Genomic DNA, 18,419 nt, shown 5'->3' on the forward strand with positions numbered 1-18,419 from the left:
CAATGAGTGACGTGATCGAAGACTGCTGGAGCGTGCTGGCCCTGGCCCCGGGCGCTGATGAACGCAGTATCAGGCGCCAGTATGCGCGCCTGCTCAAGGTGCACCGCCCCGACGAGGACCCCGAGGCCTTCCAGCGCCTGCGCGAGGCCTATGAACAGGCGCTGGCGCGCAGCCGCTGGGCACACGAGGACGATGCAGCGCCAGCGCTGGAATCGGCCGATGTGCCAGCCCCGCAGGCCGCGGCGGTGCACGTCGACGTCGAACCCACACCCGCCAGGGAGCAACAGGCCCGCGCGCTGCTCGAAGGGCTGGACCCTGCGCAGCTCGACAACCTGTGGCGCCAGGCCGGTGAACTGGGGTGCGAGGCGGCCTTCGAGCAGCAGTTGCTGCAGCGCAGCCTAGATGACGAAACCCTGCGCCTGCCCATCCTGCACTGGGCGGTGCCGAGGCGTGGCTGGTTCACCCCCTGGCAGGCGGTGCCGATCGGCGCGTACCAGGGCGACGAACTGCTGGGCAGCCTCTGGCAAGCCTGCCACGCGCAGTTGCAGCACTACTTGCAGGCGGGCGACGAACAGGCGTTTTTCGCCAGCCTGCAGCACTGGGGCGGGCAGGCCTGGCTGGAGCCCTTCGACCGCCGCGAGCAGTTCCAGGCCATGCTGCTGGAGCTGCTGCACGATCACCCCGGCAGCAGCACCGCGCTGTTCGAACGCGTGTGCGGCTACTTCAACTGGAGCGACGATGACGGTGGCCCCCGGCCCGCGCACCTGTGGCAGGGCCTGAACGAGCGCTGCCGGCGCGATACCTGGTTCGCCCGCCAGCAGGCCCTGGCCGAGCAGTGGCACTGGCACACCAACCCCGAGGGCAATGCGGCCTACCTGCTGCTGCGCAACCTCGAGTTCAAGCAGCAGGTGGCGCTGGCCCAGGGCTTCAGCGAGGCCGACTGGGAAGCCTGTGAGCATCTGACGCAAACCCTGCTCTACCACTACCCCGAACTGCTCGACCAGGTGCCGCACCGCGACCTGTACTTCTGGCGCAGGCTGGCGCCGCGCCCGCTGCACCCGCGCAGCTACCTGCGGGTGATGAGCTGCATGGTGCTGGTGATCGTGCTGTGGCTGGCGGGGCCGGATTTCTTCGCGCACCCCTCCAATGTACTGATTGCCGCCGTGGTGGGCTCGCTGCTGACGGTGCAACTGTCGGCGGTGTTCATGCGTTTCTGGCTGTGGACCGCGCCGAACCTGCTGGCGCTGGACCTGCGCCTGAGCGAATGGCTGATCCCGCGTCGGTTCAACCCCGATGGCGAGCGTCTGCTGCTGCGCCATGGCGTGCCGCGCCTGCTGCTGGCACTGCCGATCTACCCGATGCTGGCCGGTACCCACCCGTGGACCGGTATCGTCGCGCTGACGGGCTACTTCGCTGTCGGGCTGCTTGGCCTGTTGCCGTATCAGCCACCACAGGAAGGCGGCCCGGCGTGGCGCCAGCCGTGGGTGACGCTGCACCGGCTCTACGAATTCAACCTGGCCCAGGCCGCGGTCCTGCTGGTAACGGTGGGCGTGGTGGCGTGGTGGCAGGTTCACCCACCAGGAGTAATTTCATGAGTTTGCCTGAAGCTTTCGACACCGCGCTGTGCCTGAACGGGCCGCGCCTGCAACTGCGGCCCATGCAGGCCCGCGATGCCGAGCAGTGGCTGGGGATCATGGCCGACCCCGAGGTGATGCGTTACTGGCACCACGGGCCGTGGCAGACCCTGGACGAAGCCGAAGTGGCCTTGCTGGCCGACCGCGCCGCCTACCTGGCCGGGCGCAGCCTCAAGCTGGGTATCTACCCGCAGGGCAGCGACCTGCTGCTGGGCATGTGCCAGTTTTTCAACATCGACGCCGAGTCGCGCCGCGGCGAAATCGGCTACTGCCTGGCCAGCAGCGCCCAGGGCCAGGGCTACATGGGCGAGGCGCTGGAGCTGTTCGTCGAGTACCTTGCCATCGGCCTGAACATGCGCCGCCTCGAGGCCGAGATCGACCCGCGCAACGGTGCCTCGGCGCGCACCCTCGAACGCATGGGCTTCGAGCGTGAAGGGCTGCTGCGCGAGCGCTGGTGCATCGCCGGCGAGGTGTCGGATTCGGCGTTGTACGGGCTGCTGCTCGAATCGGCCTGAATGACTTGGACAGCGGGGCAGGCGATGGGCTATCGTCGCGCCCCGCTTCCCACCCGGCTGAATGGACTTACTGGTGCGCTTCGATTTCCGCTTGCTGAGCCTGCTGCTGTACCTCGCCTGCCTGTACCCGGAGGCCTGCGCCTGGGGGCACGATTCGGTGCTGCGCGGCATGCACGCGCTGTCGATGGGCTGGCTGGCCGGCGGCCTGTGGTTCGCCAACCCGCTGCTGCTGGGCGCCTTCGCAACCCACCGCAAAGACCCCAAAACCGCTTACCGCCTGGGCTGGTGCGCACTGCTGCTGGCGGGCTCGGCCCTGGCGCTGGGCTGGACCGACTGGTCGCCGATCCCGCCGGCGCCCCACGGCGGGCCTGACGTGCGCACCGGCTACTACCTGTGGCTGGCCTCGATGCTGGCATTCGTGATCGGCCAGCACCGCTACCGGCGCCAGCCCAGGCTTACCCAGCCAGCGCTGGGCTGGCTGCACTGGGTGCTGGTGGCGGGTATCGTGCTGACCATTCCACTGTCGTTCGTCAAGGCCACCGTCGCGCCGGCGCGACCGGTCTACATGAACCTCGGCGAGCCGCCAGCGGCCTGCGACGACTGCGAACTCGGGGTCAACTAGATGCTGGCACTGTTCAAGCGGCATTACGTGGTACTGAGCCTGGCGCTGTACCTGGGCAGCCTGTTTCTGGATGCCGTGCCGGTCAGCGAGGTGACCATGCGCGGCATGCATGTGCTGACCCTCGGCTGGCTGGGTGGCAGCGCCTGGTGGTCCAACCCGCTGCTGTGCCTGGCACTGATGCTGCGGCGCAACCGGCCGCTGCTGTCGCTGTTGGCGGCGGTCGCGGCACTGGTGCTGGCGGCGCAGTGGCTGCCAGTGATCGGCTGGGGCGACAGCGCGCTGGTGCCGCGCAAGGCCAATGGCCAGGCCAACCTGCTCGGCGCCTACTACCTGTGGTTGCTGGCGTTGGCGGCATACGTGGCCGGCCAGTTTCTCAACCGCCGGCAGGCGCCGGGCGGGCCGGGCCAGGGCTGGCTGGCCTGGGTGCTGGTGGCGGCGATCTATGCCACGGCGGCGTTCTCGTTCAGCGTGGGCAGCGGCGCCAATGTCACGCCTCCGGCCCCGGCAATACCCTCCAATTCCATCTGACCTGCGGACACTCCTGTGAAACGTCATTACCTCACGCTCAGCCTGGTGCTGTACGTGGCCTGCCTGTATTTCAATGCCTACTACACCGACAACGGTGCCCACATGAGTTCGGTATGGTTGCTGGTGTACGGGCTGTGGGGCATCCCGTTCCAGATCTATGGCTGGTTTGCCAACCCGGTCTTCGGCCTGGCGCTGCTGGCCCACCGCTGGTGGCCGCGGGTGGGGTTGGGCCTGTCGGTGCTGGCGCTGCTGCTGGGGCTGTCGTTCCTGGTGGTGAGCACGGTGCCGGACAACACGCCGCAGTCCTACGATTTCGTGCAACTCACCGCGCTGGGCGTGGGGTACTACCTGTGGATCGGCGCCTTCGTACTGATGACCCTGGGGCAAGCGCTGCACTGTCGTGACCGGCGCGAGGTGCGCCAGGTGCCGCGTCTGCGCGTTGTCGACTGGCTGCTGTTGCTGGTGGTGCTGGGGGTGATCCTGTTCAATGCGTTCCCCCAGCACGGCTACGTGTTCGAGCGCACCCACCCCTGGTGAGCCCTCAACGGTTGGCGCGGGTGCCCCATTGCACCACCAGCATGCCGACGATGATCAGCGCCACCCCGGCGATGCGCAGGCCGTTGACCGGGCGCGATGGCAGGCCCATCAGCCCCCACTGGTCGATGATCAGCGACGAGAGTACCTGGCCGGCGATCACGCACACGATGAAACCGGCCGCGCCCAGGCGCGGGGTGAGGATCAGCGCCGCGGTGATGTAGGCCACCCCGGCCACGCCACCCAGCCACGCCCACCACGGCGCCTGGCCGAGGTTGGCCAGTTGCGGCAGCGGTGCGCGCATCAGCAGCAGGGCCGGCAGCACCATCAGCACGCTCACCGCCAGCGAGATCAGCGTGGCCCACAGCGGGTGCCCGAGCAGGCGCCCGAGCGCGGCGTTGGCGCCGGCCTGGAACGGCACGGCGGCACCGGCCAGCAGGGCGACAAGCAGCGGTATGGCGACAGCGAGGTTGAGGTTCATGGTGGTTTCCTTCTGGCTATGGAGGGCTTGGTACAGTCTTGGTTATCTGTTTCACTGATGGAAATTCGAATTGTGCACAGGGGCTATTCGCCACATGGATGATCTGCGCCGTATCGACCTCAACCTGCTGCTGACCCTGCATGCGCTGCTGGCCGAGCAGCACGTCTCGCGCGCGGCCTTGCGCCTGCACCGCAGCCAGCCGGCGGTGAGCCATGCGCTGGCGCAGTTGCGCGAGATCTTCCAGGACCCGCTGCTGGTGCGCCGTGCGGGCCGCCTGCAGCCCACGTTGCGTGCGCTGGAACTGGCGGCGCCGTTGCAGGATGCCCTGCAGCAACTGGATGCGCTGCTGGGCAGCCCCGGTTTCGAGCCGGCGCGGGCGCGGCGCAGCTTTCGCCTGGCGATGTCGGACTATGGCGCGCGGGTGGTGCTGCCGGGCCTGATGCGCTGCCTGCGCGAGACCGCACCGGGCATCGACCTGGTGGTCAGCCAGGGCAGCCGCGAGGCGATGCTCGGCCAGTTGCTCGATGGCGAGGTGGACCTGGCGCTGGGCGTATTCCCCACCCTGGCCGAGCCGTTGCAGGCCGCCACGCTGTTCGAGGAGGGGTTCGTGTGTGTGGCCGACCGCGCCACGCTGCCGGCCCGTGGCGGGCTGACACTGCCCGCCTGGCTGGCGCGCCCCCATGTGCTGGTGGCGATGCGGCCCGGGGCCGACAACGAGATCGACCAGGCCCTGGCGGCGCAGGGGCAGCAGCGCCGGGTGGTGCTGGCGTTGCCGCACTGGGCCGCGGCCAGCGACGTGCTGGTGGGTACCGACCTGGTGCTGACCGTGGCGCGGCGCAGCGTGCAGAACATCAAGGCGCTGCGTGGGTTGCGCTGTTTCGAGCCGCCGCTGGCGATTCGCGCGTTCGCCTTTCAGCAGGTGTGGCACGAGCGACGCAAAAAGGAAGCGGCGCACCATTGGTTGCGCGAGCAGGTCATGCGAGCCTGTGCGCCCTAGGCAGTCAGAACAGGAGAGGCAAGCCATGAGTATCAAGCGGATGATGGGGGTTGCGGTGCTGTCGCTGGCGGCAGTTGCGCCGCTGGCGCTGGCGCAGGACAAGACTTCGGTGGCGTACAAGGCCTGCATGGACACCGCGAACACCACGGTGAGCATGAACGAATGCAACCACGCCGAGATCGCCCGCCAGGACAAACGCCTGAACCAGGTCTACAAGAAGGCCATGGCCGCGTTTGGGCCGGTGCAGCAGGGCAAGCTCCGGGATGCGCAGCGGGCGTGGATCAAGTACATCGACAGCAACTGCGATTTCTACTTCACGCAGACCGGCGGCACCATGGATATCCTCAATGGCGGTGGCTGCCGCCTGCGCATGACCTCCGAACGCGCGGATGAGCTGGAGGCATTGCAGGCGCCTTGAACGCCCTTCGCGGGCAATGGCACGCGCTCGATGACAGGCGCGCGCCTTGCTGGCGAAGGCCGCGCCGCAACCCTCAGCGCAGAAACGGCAGCAGGTGCCCGACAAACGCCTCGGGCGCCTCTTCGGTCACAAAGTGCCCGCAGCCCTCGATGATCGCGCCCTGCAACGTGGTGGCGCGCCCCTCCAGGGTTACCCGCGGCGCATCATTGGTTGCCAGTTGCGCCCCGATCGCCAGCACCGGCATGCCCAGTGGCACCTGCCCGCGCTGCTGGTTCTGGCGAATCGTTTCGGGTATCGCGCGGTAGTAGGCAAACCCGCCACGCAAGCCCCCCGGCGCCGAGTACGCCTGCACATAGGTATCCACCGCCACCCGATCCAGGCGCACAGCCCATTTCTCGAACATGAACCTCAGGTACTGCGCTTCGCGCCCGGTAATCAACGCCTCGGGCAGGTCCTGCAACTGGTTGAACATGAAGTGCCACAGGAAGATGTTCTGCTCCGGCGGCGCGAAGATCGACGGCGCCGGCGCCAGGCCCGGAATCACCGCTTCGCTCAGGCACAGCCGGTTCACCACCCCCGGAAAATCGCTGGCCAGGGCATACCCCACCCACATGCCCACATCGTGGCCCACCACGGCATAGCGTTCGTGCCCCAGTTGCCCCATCAGCGCGTGCAGGCGGGCGGCGCAGGTGCCGGTGTCGTAGCCGTCCAGCGGCTTGTCGGAAAGCCCCATGCCGGGAAGGTCCACGGCAATCGCCTGGTAACCGTTGTCGGCCAGGGCCGCCATGACGTGCCGCCAGGTGTACCAGGTCTGTGGCCAGCCGGGGATCAGCAGTACCGGTGCCCCTTCGCCCTGGGTGACGTAGTGCAGGCGCAGGCCGTGCACATGGGCGTAATGGTGAGTGTGCGTGCTCATCGTTGCAGCTCCCCGACAGGGTTGCCTTCAAGGCCGAGCATCCTGGCGATGACCGCCGGCGCCACCGGGGTACCGGCGAAGTCGTCGAACACCGTGTCGGTGACCTGGATGATGTGCCGGTTGATGAACGCCACCCCTTCACGTGCCCCATCGTGCTGGTTTTTCAGGCAGCACTCCCACTCCAGCGTGGCCCAGCCGCTGTAGTCGTATTCGGCCAGCTTGCTGAAGATGCCCTTGAAGTCGACCTGCCCGTCCCCCAGCGAACGGAAGCGTGCGGCGCGCTTGAGCCAGGGTTGATAACCGCCGAACAGGCCCTGCTTGCCGGTGGGCAGGAACTCGGCGTCCTTGACGTGGAACATGCGGATGTAGTCCCGGTAGTGGTCGATGAACGCCAGGTAGTCGAGTTGCTGCAGGATCAGGTGGCTGGGATCGAACAGCATCTTGCAGCGCGGGTGGTGACCGACGTGTTCGAGAAACAGCTCGAAGCTTGCGCCGTCGTGCAGGTCTTCGGCGGGGTGAATTTCGAAGCACAGGTTGATGCCCTGTTCGGCGCAGGTATCGAGCACCGGCAGCCAGCGCCTGGCCAACTCGGCGAAGGCTGTTTCAACAAGGCCGTCGGGGCGTTGCGGGAAGGGAAAGACGTACGGCCATGCCAGTGCACCGGAAAAAGTCCCCATGTCGCTCAGGCCCAGGCGCCGCGACGCGATGGCCGCGCAGGTGAGCTGGTGCACCGCCCAGGCACTGCGGGCAGCCGGGTCGCCCTGCAGGTGGGCCGGTGCAAAACTGTCGCACAAGGCGTCGTATGCCGGGTGTACCGCCACCAGCTGGCCAAAGAGATGTGTGGTCAGCTCACTGATCACCAGCCCGTGTTCGGCCAGCATGGCAGTGATGTCGTCGCAGTAGGCCTGGCTGCTTGCGGCGAGCTCGACATCGAACAGACGCTTGTCCCAGGCCGGTATCTGCAACGCCTTGAAGCCCATGTGCGCAGCCCACCGGGCGATGTTTGGCAGTGAGTCGAACGGTGCCTGGTCGGCACTGAATTGCGCCAGATGCAGGCTGGGGCCTTTCAACGTGATCATGTGGAACTCCTATTGTTTGTTGATCGACAAACAATAAGGATGCAGTCTGCGCGCCGTCAAGTATTCTTTGTCTTTCGACAAACAATTACGGATAATGCCGCCTTCATTCCTGGTTGGAGAACTATCGAGATGGCAGGCCGACCACGCCAGTTCGACCGTGAAGCCGCGTTGCGCACCGCCCGGGATGTGTTCTGGGCGCGCGGTTTCGAAGCCACGTCCATGAGCGACCTGGTGGCTGCGCTGGGTATCGCTTCGGCGCGCATCTATGCCGCGTTCGGCTCCAAGGAGCGCTTGTTCAAGGAGGCCATCGAGCTGTATGAGCGCGAAGAGGGCGCATTTTCGACCCAGGCGCTGAGCGAGCAACCCACGGCCTACCAGGCCATCGAGCGGCTGTTGCTCGATGCCGTCGACCTGTACACCCGCCCAGCGGGCCCACTGGGCTGCATGGTGGTGTCGGCAGCCACCAACTGCTCGGCCGACAACGACGCCGTGCGTGAATGGCTGGCCGACCACCGCCGCGAAAAAACCTTGTCGATCATTCAGCGCTTGCAGCAGGCGGCCGAGGCGGGCGAGTTGAAACCCGAGGTCGATGTGCAATCGCTGGGCGATTTTTTTGCCACGCTGCTGCATGGGTTGTCGGTGCAGGCCCGCGACGGGATCGCGCGTGAGCGCCTGCTCAAGGCAGTGGCGCCGGCCATGCAGATGCTGGCCCTGGCTACCGGTGGGCATGGACCATCGGCCGCCGATCAAATACCCTGACACCGTCATTTCCCAACCCCGTACCGACCATGATTGCCCACTTCGCGATTTTTCTCTGCACCCTGGTCGCCATGGAAGGTGTCGGTTATCTGGCGCACAGGTACGTGATGCACGGCTGGGGCTGGTTTCTGCATCGCTCGCACCACGAACCGCACCTGGGCACGCTGGAAACCAACGATATCTACCTGCTGATCCTGGCCCTGGCCGCGATCACACTGATCGTGCTGGGCAATGCCGGCCACGACCCGTTGCAGTGGGTGGGCGCAGGGGTGGCGGGGTTCGGGCTGATCTACGTGTTGGTGCACGACGGCATCGTGCACCGCCACTGGCCCGCCCGCCCCAGGCCGCGCCACCCCTATCTGCGTCGGCTGTACCACGCACACCTGATGCACCACGCGGTGAAGGGGCGCAGGCACAGCGTGTCGTTCGGCTTCCTCTACGCACCGCCCCTGCATGTGCTCAGGCAGCAGCTGCGCGAGCGCCGTGTCAGGCCGGCTCGCTCAGCGCCGGGGCCTTGCTCGGCGGCTTTATCGAGCCAATGTACACCGCCAGCACCGTCACCAGCGCCCCGGTGATCTGCATGGCCGAACTGGCCTTGTCCAGAAACGCCACGTCGATGAAGTAGGTGATCACCGGCTCCAGCAGCAGGATCAGCCCTGCCAGCCCGAGGCTGATGGCACCAATCGAGCGGTTGACCAGCAACCAGCCGACGAACTGCACCAGCACGCCATAGATCACCAGCATGTAGAAGGTCTGCTGGTCGGCGATGGCCAGGCTCTCGCCCCGCAACAGCGCGTACCCCAGCATCACCCCGGCCGCCCACAGGCTCAGGTGCAGCATCTGTGCGATCTTGTCGCCGCCGCCCTGGGGCAGTTGGGTGGTGACTTTCAGGTAGTACACGCACACGGCATAGGCCAGCCCCGACAGCACGCCGTAGACCACGCCCTGGATACCCAGCGCGCTGCCCATCTCCGGCAGCAGCAACAGGTACAGGCCGACGAAGGCCAGGCTGATGGAGGCGACGAAATACAGCGACGGTTTCTCTTTGAGCAGGCACAGCCCGAGCAAGGTCATGAAGAACACCTGGCAGTTGGTCAGGATCGAGCCGATGCCCGGTCCGACGATGTAGATGCTGTGGTGCCACAGGATCAGGTCGATGGCCAGGAACACGCCGGCCAGGGCGGTGTAGCGTCGAGCCCTGGGGTGGGCCAGGCGAGCAGGTTGCCTTCTCACCCGCAGCAGCAGGTAGAACAGCACCGAGGCGATCAGCATCCGGTAGAAACCCGCGCCCCCGGCGCCGATATGGGCGAAGGCCACCGCCAGCGCCGACAGGCTGAGCATCAGCCCGCCCAGTGTCAGCTCGACGATGGCCCGGTTGCTGGAGAGGGTGACCCCGTTGGATGACTGCATGGTTTTCTCTGGTCTGTTGCGAAGAAGTCGGGCAAATTTATCCACCCGCCCTGCGCGCGTATTGCACAAAACTGGACAGGCCATGGAGCAACAGGACTTCTCGCGCTTCTGGCGCGTCCCCGAAGGGGGCTGTGAATTGCTGGCGGCGCGCTACAGCGCACGGGCCTTCGGCCGCCATTCCCATGAGCGCTACGCGGTGGGGGTGATCGGTGCGGGCGTGGAGAAGCTCTTCTACCGTGGCACCCAGCACCTGGGCACCGCCGGCAGCATCGTCACCCTGACCCCGGGCGAGATGCACGACGGCGTGCCGGGCAGCGCCGAGGGTTGGAGCTACCGCATGCTCTACCTCGACCCGCAGTGGCTCAACCGTGCGGTATTCGAGGGGCGTTTCGGCGACGGGCATATCCACCTGTTCCAGCAGGCGCTGACCCACGACATGGGCTTTGCCCAGGCCTTCCTGCACCAGCATCAGGTGATCGAGCAGTCGTGTTCGAGCCTTGAGCGCGAGAGCGTGCTGCTGCACCTGGTCAGCCAGCTGTTCGAGCGGTGCGGCGGGCCGCAGCCCCGGGCGGTGGCCGACGAACGCGAAGTGGTGCGACGGGTGCGGCAGATGCTCGACGAGCAGTACGCGCAGAACATCGCGCTGAACGACCTGGCGCAGTGGGTGGGGCTCGATCCGCTGTACCTGATACGGGTGTTCAAGAAGAGCGTGGGCGTATCGCCGCACAGCTATCAGATCCAGACGCGGGTGGCGCGGGTGCAGCAGTTGCTGCGCAGTGGCGTGGGCATCGCCGAGGCGTCGCTGCGTTGCGGGTTCTTCGACCAGAGCCACATGACCCGGGCCTTCAAGAAAGTGGTCGGCATCACCCCGGGCTGCTTCCAGCGCGGCTGACTCGTGCAGGAGCCGGCGTTCAGGAGCCGGCCTTGCCGGCGAGGCGCCTGGCCCCGACAATGTGTTCCCGATGGATGCTCCACCAAGGAAGGACTTCACCGTGCACCGTATCGCCACGCTGTTGTGCTTGCTGCTCACCCTGGGCGGCTGTACCGAATACAAATGGGGCCATGACTGGAAGCCCGACCGCCTGGGCGGCTGGCAGGACCACACCGACCCCAAGCTGCGCTACGGCGCGTCGCTGGGCGCCACCTGCAACGCCAGCCCGTTGTGGCTCAAGGTGGTGAATCACGGTCAGTCGACCTACCAGTCGCTGTTGTTCATTCCGTTGTTCCCTGACCGCACAGGCGGCGAGTACCCCCTGTGGATAACCGTCAACCATCCGGCCCTCAAGGCGTGCAGCTCATCGGCACCGAGCCCGCTGCGGGTGAAGATGGGCGATCAGGTGGTACAGGGCCTGCGCTTTCCCGAGCGGGCGCAGGAGGACGGCACCTGCGTGATCGAATTCGATGACGATCGCTACGCGGCCGATGAGATGTCGATCGAGATCGACCCGGCGGTGCTGCCTTGCACGATCGCCCCCGTGACCCTGAAAAAGAACCGCTACTTCTGCATTCGCAACATGCGCTGGGGCGGCTCGCCCAGTTGCCGCGAGTAGGGCACGGCTTGCAAATCCCAGGGCGAGGGATAAGAATGCGAACAATTACCATTAGTGTGCCCCTCGCATGTCCAACCCGCGCCCGTCCGCCCAGCACCCGTTGCACCTGCTGTACGCCGAACACCATCACTGGTTGCGCGGCTGGCTGGCCCGTCGGCTCAATTCCCACGCCGATGCCGCGGACCTCACCCACGACACCTTCCTGCGTACCCTGACTTCGCCGCACCTGGGTCAGCTGGACGAACCGCGGGCGTTCCTGTGCATGGTCGCCAAGCGGGTGCTGTACACCTTCTGGCGTCGCGGCGAGCTGGAGCGTGCCTACCTTGAAGCGCTGGCCAACCTGCCCGAGCCGGTGGCGCCGTGCGAGGAAACCCTGGCGGTGCTGCGCGAGGCCCTGGAGGCGGTGGATGCCTTGCTGGCCGGGTTGCCGGCCAAGGTGCGCCATGCCTTTCTGCTCAACCGCCTGGAGGGCCTGACCCACCAGCAGATCGCCGACCAGATGCAGGTGTCGCTGAGCAGCGTCGAGCGCTGGGTGCGGCGCGCCGTGACCCATTGCTACCTGGCGCAACTGGGCGCGGGCACGTGAGCGGCCGCAGCCTGGCAGCGCTGACCCCGGCGGTGCGCGAAGCCATCGAATGGAGCGTGCGCCTGGGCTCGGGGGCGGCGACGGCAGCCGACCGCGACGCTTTCGAGCAGTGGCAGGCGCTGGATGCAAGCCATCGCCAGGCCTGGCAGGCGGTTACCCAGGCCACCCACACACCCTTGAACCCCTTGCTGGAAGTGCCCGGCAGCGCCAGTGCGGCCACCCGCGCCCTGCGCAGCAGCGGGTTGTCGCTGCAGCGGCGCCGGTTGCTGCGCGGCGGCGGCGCCTTGCTGCTGATGCTGGGCCTGCCGGCGTTGTTGACGGTGCAACGGCGCATGCCACTGGACGCCGTGTTCAGCGACCACTACAGCGGCACCGGCGAGCGCAGGCGCATTCAACTGGCTGACGGCAGCGTGCTGCTGCTCAATGCGCGCACCACCGTGGAGGTGGCGTTCAGTGCCGAAGCCCGGGTGATCCATCTGCGCCACGGCGAGCTGAACATCCAGGTGGCCCGCGACCCGCACCGCCCCCTCGAGGTGGTCACTGCGCAAGGCCGGGTGCGGGCCCTGGGCACGCGCTTCAGTGTCGCCACGCTGGATCAGCGCAGTGCCGTCAGCGTGCAGCAGCACAGCGTGCAGGTGCGTAACCGCGCCGGGCAGAGCATCGTGGTGGACAGCGGGCAGACCCTGCGCTTTGCCGACGATGCACTCTCGCCCCTGGGCAATGAGCAAGGCCGCCTGGATGCCTGGATGGAAGGTCGCCTGGAGGTGGACGACGCGTCTCTGGGCAGCGTGATCGATGCCTTGCGCCCTTACCGCTACGGCGTGCTGCGGGTTTCCCCGGCGGCGGCGCAACTGCGCGTGTTCGGGGTGTTCCCGCTGGACGACAGCGACCGCGCCCTGCAATCGCTGGCGCAGGTGCTGCCGATCAGTGTCGAGGCGTTTGGGCCGATCACCCTGATCGACCTGCGCTGAAAAAACATTCCGCCAGGGTGAAGGCTTTTTTCGGCTCGCTGGACATAGCAGGAAACGCCCATTCACTTCCTGCGAGGAAAGCCCTTCACATGCGTCCCCAACTCCTGAGCCCCGCGCGCCTGGCACTGGCTGTCGCGGTTGCCGTTTCTGCCTGCTCCCTCGACCTGAACCGCGCCTGGGCGGACCCAGCCATGCAGCGCTATGCGTTGCCGGCGCAACCACTGGACCAGGCCCTGCGCCAGATCGCCCGGCAAAGCGCCAGCACCCTGGTGGTGGACCCGGCGCTGCTGCGCGGGCGCCAGAGCGCGGCGGTGAACGGGCAACTGAGCGCCGAGGCAGCGGTGCGCCAGGCAGTGGCGGGCAGCGGCCTGCAACTGCGCGTGACCGACAACGGCACCCTGACCCTGGAGAAGACCGACAGCAGTGATGCGCTGCAACTGGGTGCCACCAGCATCACCGGCAGTACGCTGGGCGAGGTCACGGAAAACACTGGCTCCTACACCACCGCCAGCATGGCCACGGCCACCAAGTTCAAGGCCTCGGCCCGGGAAACCCCGCAGTCGGTGACCGTGGTCACCCGCCAGCGCATGGACGACCAGAACATGCAGACCCTGGACGACATCGCCAGCTACACGCCGGGGCTGACTCTGCGCAAGACCGGCGGCGAGCGCCCGCAGTTCTACTCGCGCGGTGCGGCCATCGACAACATCATGGTCGACGGCCTGCCCATCGCCTACGACAGCGACACCCTGGGCACCGCGACCCTGGCGATGTTCGACCGGGTGGAGGTGGTACGCGGGGCTTCCGGCCTGATGGTGGGCTCGGGCAACCCGTCGGGTACCCTCAACCTGGTGCGCAAGCGCCCCACGCTGGCGCCGCAGATCACCCTCACGGCGGCAGCCGGCAGCTGGGACAACTACCGTACCGAAATCGACGCCAGCAGCAGCCTCAATGATGCCGGTACCGTACGCGGGCGAGTGGTGGGCAGCTACCAGGACAAGAACAGCTTTACCGATGCCTACAGCAACCAGCGCCAGTTGCTGTACGGGATCACCGAATTCGACCTGTCGGACGCCACCACGCTGACCCTGGGCGGCTACTACAACCGCGAGGACAACCCCGGCGCGGACTGGAACGGCAGCCCGACCCATGCCGATGGCAGCTTCCTCGACATTTCCCGCTCGTCGCGCTTCAGCCCCGACTGGACCTACTGGGACAAGACCAACAAGAGCGTGTTCGCCGAGGTGGAACATCGCCTGGACAACGACTGGCGCCTGCGCCTGAGCGCCAGCTGGCTGAAGGCCAACCTGGAGATGCTGGGCAGCAGCTACTACCGGCTCGACCCGACCGCCGACGAGCTGCAACTGAATGTGGGGCGCTACTCCTACGAACATACGCAGAAGAGTATCGATGGTTATGCCAGCGGGCCGTTCAGCCTGTTCGGGCGTACCCATGAACTGGTGGTGGGGGCGAGCTACCGCCGCGACGATACCGACGACGGCCCTGGCGGCGGCCCGGATGCGAGCTTCAACTATGTCGTGGACCCCAACAACTTCCACTACAAGGACGTGCCCCGGCCGGCCATCGACTACAACTGGTCGCGCAAGGGCAAGGTGGATCAGTCCAGTGCCTACACCGCCGTGCGTTTCAACCTGCGCGATGACCTGAAGCTGATCCTCGGCTCGCGCCTGGACTGGTATGAGTACCAGCAGCACACCGAGGTCGGGGCCTACGCCTTCGGCGCCGACTACAAGGCCACCCGCGAGGTCACCCCGTATGCGGGGCTGATCTATGACCTGAACGACACCTACTCGGTCTACACCAGCTGGACGCGCATCTTCAAGCCGCAGGAGTACCAGAACAGCAGCGGTGGCCTGCTGGCGCCGGTAACCGGCACCAACTACGAGGCCGGGCTCAAGGCCGAGTACTTCGGTGGTGCGTTGAACGCCAGTTTCGCGCTGTTCCAGCTCGACCAGGAGAACCTGGCCAAGTCGTTGCCGGCAGGTGATTGCCCGACCATGGATGCCTGCTACGAGGCGGCCGGCGAAATTCGTACCCGCGGCCTGGAACTGGAACTGGGCGGCGAACTGGCGCCGGGCTGGCAGGCGTCGGCCGGCTATACCTATGCGGCGGCCGAGTATGTGAAGGCGACCGGCTCGGCGCAGAAGGGTGACCGCTTCGACAGTGATTCGCCGTACAACCTGTTCAAGCTGGCGACCAGCTACCAGTTGCCGGGCGACCTCGATCAATGGAGCGTGGGCGGGGCCTTTCGCACCCAGAGCCGCACCTATACCAGCTACAGCGTGAAGCAGGGCGGGTACAGCGTGGCCGACCTGATGGCCCAGTACCGCGTGACGCCGGCGGTGACGTTGCAGACCAACCTCAACAACGTGGCGGACAAGCGTTACTACCAGAGCATCAGCAACCCGGCCGGGGCCAACATCTTCGGCGAGCCGCGCAATGTGATGTTCACCGTGAAGTGGTCGTTGTGAAGTCGCTGAAGGCGCGGAACAGGCGGGTGCCCACGTAGCTGCGCAGGTGCGGGTGGCGGCTGCGGTGGTAGCAATCCCAGTAGCTGACCATGCGTGCGCGGGTGAGGCTGAAGTAGGCGGGGTTGTCGTTGAAGAAGCGGCCGTAGGCGCTGGCGTCCAGGGTCGGCAGGTTGGCCTCGCACAGCGCCAGCAGCTCGATCACGTATTCGCCGGTGAGCTGGAACACGAACGGGATGACCCACGCCTCTGGTGCCCGAATGATCTGCTGCAGGTAACGCTCGCGCACGTGGCCGTCGGGGTGGCGGGTGAGCAGGCAGGCGTGGATCAGTGACCGGGCTGTATCGGCAGCCGGCAGGTGAAGGCGGTAGGGCAGGGTCAGGGGTTCGCCGTCGAGGGTGACGGCGATGCCCTGGTCACCGTTGGGCAGGTCGAGGTGCCGGGCCAGGTCCTGGACTTCGCGGGCCAGGTGGTGGGGGAAGGCGGCGGTGAGGGTGGTGGGCATGCACTGCTCCGGATTGTTGGGGTATGTGCTGGCGTCATCGCGGGTCAAGCCCGCTCCCACAAGGAACTGCGCCGAACCTGTGGGAGCGGGCTCGACCCGCGATGGGCGGCGCCGCCGCCCGCTTCAGCGCTGCGTCGCCCAGTACCCCTGCAACGCCCGCGCCGCGGGCTCGATGGCGGCCACGCGCTGGCGATGCAGCGCCACATCCAGGTCGGCGGGCAGTTCGAAGTTGTCCTGTGCGGCACAGGTCTCGATCACATCCAGTGCCACCTGCTGCGCCGCCGGCAAGGCCGGCCAGTTGGCCAGGCCTGCACCGCGCAGGTAGCCAAAGCACCACTCTTCGGCCAGCGTCAGCGGCTGGCCGTTGTGCTCGGTCTCCTCGAAGCGCGGCGAGAAACGCTGGGCCAGGTTGTTCGCGTGCAGGGTCACCAGCTCGACGAAGCGCTGGCAGTCTGCAGCGCTTTCCCATTCCGGCTGGCGACCACCGAAGATCCCCGGGAACCAGTCGTCGATAGCCACAGGCGCCGGGCCGGACACCAGCGCGGTGAGGTAGCCGTCCAGTTCCGAGGCGTTGAGCACCGAATGGTCATCGCCATACTGCAGCAGGATGTCTTCGATGAACTCGAAGTCGGTGTCGTTGAGCGTCTGCATGAAAAAGGTCCTTCACATAACGGTGGGCGCAGCCAGGCTGCGCGTCAAAGGCGGGAAGGATGGCGCTTTCGCCGGTTTTTATCCAGCGTGCTGATCAGCGCTCAGAAGCGCTCGTCGAGCAGGGCCGGCAAGGTCAGCTCCTTGACGTAGCTGGCCGACGACAGGCTCAGTGCCATGCGCACCACCTGCACCACGTCGTGCACGGGGATCAGCTGGCCTTCGCCGCGTTGCTCGGCCACGTCGCGGGGCGTGCTGAGCGGGTCTTCGGTGTTGAGGTAACCCAGGTTCAGGCAGGTCACGGCCAGGCGTTGCTCGCGGTAGCCTTCGCGCAGCGCATCGGCGATGCCACGCAGGGCGAACTTGGAGGCGCCGAAGGCCACCTCGGGGCGCCCGCTCTGGGGCAGGCCGGAGGTGGAACCGGTGAGGATGATGCGCGGGGTGGCGCTGCGCAGCAGGGTGGGCAGCAGGCGCTTGATCAGCAGCAGGGTGGCGGTGATGTTGCAACTGACGATGGCCTGTACCTGCGCGTCGCTGTCGCCGAGAAAGTCGTAGGCCGGGTCGAAGGCCAGCTCTTCCCAGATGCCGAGGTTGTAGATCAGCGTGTCGAGGCCGTGCTCTGCCACAGCCTGGGCGATGGCGTGCGCGGCGCTGGCCGGCTCGGCCAGGTTGGCTTCGACCCAGTTCAACTGCACGCCGGCCTTGGCGGCGATGCCGTCGGGGCGCGTGCGCGACACGCCGACCAGCGTGTCGCCCGCCTCGCCGAGGCCTTCGATCAGGGCCTTGCCCAGCCCTTTGCTGGCACCGACTACCAGGGTTTTCATGGGGTGATTTCCTTGTCTGCACGGGGAGAGAGCGCGGATGCAAACAGAGGGCGAGGGGAATGGCAAATGGCCGGATGTATCCAGATGTGAATCTACTTGAGCGCTTAGCCTGTAGCAGCCGGCTGCCGGCGATGGGCTGCGCAGCAGCCGCGAAACTCGCCATAATGCGCCCCCCGCCAAGGAGAACGCTGTGAACAACCCCGTACAAGGAAGTCCCGTGACCACCCCTTACATCGCCAGCACCACCGGCAAGCGCATCGGCCTCGCGCTGCTGGGCCTGCTGCTGTACTTCACCGCGCAGTTCGCCGGCGCCTTTCTGTTCGGCAGTGGCCTGGACTTCACCCTGGCTTTGTTCGGCGCCCACCTGGTGGCGTGTGCAGCCATCGGCGGGCTGTACCTGTTGCTGCGGCGCAACCCGCTGGCCGGGCATGCCTTCAGGGGGGCCAACTTCAGCTACAAGGCCCTCTGGCTTGGCCTGACCAGCGTGGTGGTGGTCTACCTGCTGGCCTACAACTACGCCGCCCTGGTCGACCAGCCCGCCGAGCCGTTCATGCTGCAGTTCATGACCCTGCTCGGTGCCGGTTCGCTGGCCGATCGCGTGCTGCTGACCAGCATGGTCATCGTGCTCGCCCCCCTGGGCGAAGAGCTAGCATTCCGGCATTTTCTGCTCAACCTGTTCCCGTTCCGCAAGCCGCTGTGGGCGGTGGTGGCGATCGTGGTCAGCGCACTGGCGTTTGCCGCCATCCACCTGCAGTACACCTTCAGGTCGACCGTGGTGCTGTTGTTCATCCTCGCCCTGATGCTGGCCTATGCGCGGATCAGAACCGGCGGCCTGCTGGTGCCCATGGCGATGCATGCCTGCGCCTCGACCCTGGCACTGGCGATGTACCCGCTGTTCTATCCGTGAGCCCGCACGGCGGCTGGTGACGGTATACTCGCGGCCTGTTCCGTCT

At 66.7% G+C, this 18,419-nt stretch carries 22 protein-coding genes; 15 read left to right on the plus strand and 7 right to left on the minus strand.

What is annotated here, in order from left to right; genetic code table 11:
- Positions 1 to 2: 2 nt before the first annotated feature.
- From LOY33_RS04270 to LOY33_RS04290, 5 genes are all read left to right on the plus strand, one after another.
- Positions 3 to 1,595: a J domain-containing protein gene (locus LOY33_RS04270; RefSeq protein ID WP_052504323.1), complete on the plus strand. Its 1,593-nt coding sequence runs from the start codon at positions 3 to 5 to the stop codon at positions 1,593 to 1,595.
- The gene (locus LOY33_RS04275) at positions 1,592 to 2,149 is read left to right on the plus strand and encodes a GNAT family N-acetyltransferase (protein ID WP_043864414.1); all 558 of its coding nucleotides are present in this window, start codon (positions 1,592 to 1,594) and stop codon (positions 2,147 to 2,149) included. The genes LOY33_RS04270 and LOY33_RS04275 overlap by 4 nt, the downstream gene beginning before the upstream one ends.
- Before the next feature lie 73 nt (positions 2,150 to 2,222).
- Complete coding sequence (locus tag LOY33_RS04280) at positions 2,223 to 2,771, plus strand: hypothetical protein (protein ID WP_054916297.1); 549 nt, start codon at positions 2,223 to 2,225, stop codon at positions 2,769 to 2,771.
- The gene (locus tag LOY33_RS04285) at positions 2,772 to 3,299 is read left to right on the plus strand and encodes a hypothetical protein (RefSeq protein WP_258661821.1); all 528 of its coding nucleotides are present in this window, start codon (positions 2,772 to 2,774) and stop codon (positions 3,297 to 3,299) included.
- Between the two features lie 15 nt (positions 3,300 to 3,314).
- On the plus strand, positions 3,315 to 3,836 hold the full coding sequence (locus LOY33_RS04290; protein WP_043864417.1) for a hypothetical protein: 522 nt from the start codon (positions 3,315 to 3,317) through the stop codon (positions 3,834 to 3,836).
- 4 nt (positions 3,837 to 3,840) lie between these two features.
- Here the strand turns inward: LOY33_RS04290 and LOY33_RS04295 are convergent, their stop codons facing one another.
- Entirely contained in the window at positions 3,841 to 4,314 is a 474-nt protein-coding gene (locus LOY33_RS04295) for a DMT family transporter (RefSeq protein WP_054916300.1), read from the minus strand.
- A 94-nt stretch (positions 4,315 to 4,408) separates the two neighbouring features.
- Between LOY33_RS04295 and LOY33_RS04300 the strand changes: the two genes are divergently transcribed.
- Positions 4,409 to 5,311, plus strand: coding sequence for a LysR family transcriptional regulator (locus LOY33_RS04300; RefSeq protein WP_078479918.1), 903 nt, complete (start codon positions 4,409 to 4,411; stop codon positions 5,309 to 5,311).
- A gap of 25 nt (positions 5,312 to 5,336) precedes the next feature.
- A complete protein-coding gene (locus LOY33_RS04305) occupies positions 5,337 to 5,729 on the plus strand; it encodes a lysozyme inhibitor LprI family protein (RefSeq protein ID WP_258661825.1) in 393 nt (130 codons plus the stop codon).
- A gap of 73 nt (positions 5,730 to 5,802) precedes the next feature.
- Here LOY33_RS04305 and LOY33_RS04310 read toward each other — a convergent pair whose 3' ends face one another.
- Positions 5,803 to 6,645: an alpha/beta fold hydrolase gene (locus LOY33_RS04310; RefSeq protein ID WP_058541389.1), complete on the minus strand. Its 843-nt coding sequence runs from the start codon at positions 6,643 to 6,645 to the stop codon at positions 5,803 to 5,805.
- A complete protein-coding gene (locus LOY33_RS04315; protein ID WP_210014488.1) occupies positions 6,642 to 7,724 on the minus strand; it encodes a sugar phosphate isomerase/epimerase in 1,083 nt (360 codons plus the stop codon). Before LOY33_RS04315 ends, LOY33_RS04310 begins: the two co-directional genes overlap by 4 nt.
- Before the next feature lie 129 nt (positions 7,725 to 7,853).
- Between LOY33_RS04315 and LOY33_RS04320 the strand changes: the two genes are divergently transcribed.
- Both LOY33_RS04320 and LOY33_RS04325 read left to right on the plus strand, forming a co-directional pair.
- Positions 7,854 to 8,483 (plus strand): TetR/AcrR family transcriptional regulator, encoded by a 630-nt coding sequence (locus LOY33_RS04320; RefSeq protein WP_043864423.1) that lies wholly within the window; start codon positions 7,854 to 7,856, stop codon positions 8,481 to 8,483.
- Between the two features lie 29 nt (positions 8,484 to 8,512).
- Positions 8,513 to 9,058 (plus strand): sterol desaturase family protein, encoded by a 546-nt coding sequence (locus LOY33_RS04325; RefSeq protein WP_054916305.1) that lies wholly within the window; start codon positions 8,513 to 8,515, stop codon positions 9,056 to 9,058.
- On the opposite strand, the gene LOY33_RS04330 is transcribed toward LOY33_RS04325, so the two are convergent.
- Complete coding sequence (locus LOY33_RS04330; RefSeq protein WP_054916306.1) at positions 8,970 to 9,893, minus strand: DMT family transporter; 924 nt, start codon at positions 9,891 to 9,893, stop codon at positions 8,970 to 8,972. The genes LOY33_RS04325 and LOY33_RS04330 overlap by 89 nt on opposite strands.
- Before the next feature lie 82 nt (positions 9,894 to 9,975).
- Here LOY33_RS04330 and LOY33_RS04335 point away from each other — a divergent pair, with 82 nt between their 5' ends.
- From LOY33_RS04335 to LOY33_RS04355, 5 genes are all read left to right on the plus strand, one after another.
- On the plus strand, positions 9,976 to 10,785 hold the full coding sequence (locus tag LOY33_RS04335; protein WP_058541391.1) for an AraC family transcriptional regulator: 810 nt from the start codon (positions 9,976 to 9,978) through the stop codon (positions 10,783 to 10,785).
- A gap of 70 nt (positions 10,786 to 10,855) precedes the next feature.
- Positions 10,856 to 11,443, plus strand: coding sequence for a hypothetical protein (locus LOY33_RS04340; RefSeq protein WP_153046064.1), 588 nt, complete (start codon positions 10,856 to 10,858; stop codon positions 11,441 to 11,443).
- A 67-nt stretch (positions 11,444 to 11,510) separates the two neighbouring features.
- Positions 11,511 to 12,029: a sigma-70 family RNA polymerase sigma factor gene (locus tag LOY33_RS04345; RefSeq protein WP_043864428.1), complete on the plus strand. Its 519-nt coding sequence runs from the start codon at positions 11,511 to 11,513 to the stop codon at positions 12,027 to 12,029.
- Positions 12,026 to 13,000 carry a FecR domain-containing protein gene (locus tag LOY33_RS04350; RefSeq protein ID WP_054916308.1) on the plus strand — a complete coding sequence of 325 codons (975 nt, stop codon included), beginning with the start codon at positions 12,026 to 12,028 and terminating at the stop codon, positions 12,998 to 13,000. The genes LOY33_RS04345 and LOY33_RS04350 overlap by 4 nt, the downstream gene beginning before the upstream one ends.
- Before the next feature lie 89 nt (positions 13,001 to 13,089).
- Positions 13,090 to 15,492 (plus strand): TonB-dependent receptor, encoded by a 2,403-nt coding sequence (locus LOY33_RS04355; RefSeq protein WP_258661844.1) that lies wholly within the window; start codon positions 13,090 to 13,092, stop codon positions 15,490 to 15,492.
- Here the strand turns inward: LOY33_RS04355 and LOY33_RS04360 are convergent.
- From LOY33_RS04360 to LOY33_RS04370, 3 genes are all read right to left on the minus strand, one after another.
- Positions 15,470 to 15,994 (minus strand): hypothetical protein, encoded by a 525-nt coding sequence (locus tag LOY33_RS04360; protein WP_229589527.1) that lies wholly within the window; start codon positions 15,992 to 15,994, stop codon positions 15,470 to 15,472. The genes LOY33_RS04355 and LOY33_RS04360 overlap by 23 nt on opposite strands.
- A 123-nt stretch (positions 15,995 to 16,117) precedes the next feature.
- Positions 16,118 to 16,645, minus strand: coding sequence for a UPF0149 family protein (locus LOY33_RS04365; protein WP_054916311.1), 528 nt, complete (start codon positions 16,643 to 16,645; stop codon positions 16,118 to 16,120).
- Positions 16,646 to 16,746: 101 nt separating this feature from the next.
- The gene (locus LOY33_RS04370; RefSeq protein WP_043864432.1) at positions 16,747 to 17,466 is read right to left on the minus strand and encodes an SDR family oxidoreductase; all 720 of its coding nucleotides are present in this window, start codon (positions 17,464 to 17,466) and stop codon (positions 16,747 to 16,749) included.
- A 217-nt stretch (positions 17,467 to 17,683) separates the two neighbouring features.
- Here LOY33_RS04370 and LOY33_RS04375 point away from each other — a divergent pair, with 217 nt between their 5' ends.
- Entirely contained in the window at positions 17,684 to 18,373 is a 690-nt protein-coding gene (locus LOY33_RS04375) for a CPBP family intramembrane glutamic endopeptidase (RefSeq protein WP_088515301.1), read from the plus strand.
- The last annotated feature ends 46 nt before the right edge of the window (positions 18,374 to 18,419 follow it).

This window comes from Pseudomonas sp. B21-036 (genome assembly GCF_024748925.1).
GTDB classification, from domain to species: Bacteria; Pseudomonadota; Gammaproteobacteria; order Pseudomonadales; family Pseudomonadaceae; genus Aquipseudomonas; species Aquipseudomonas palmensis.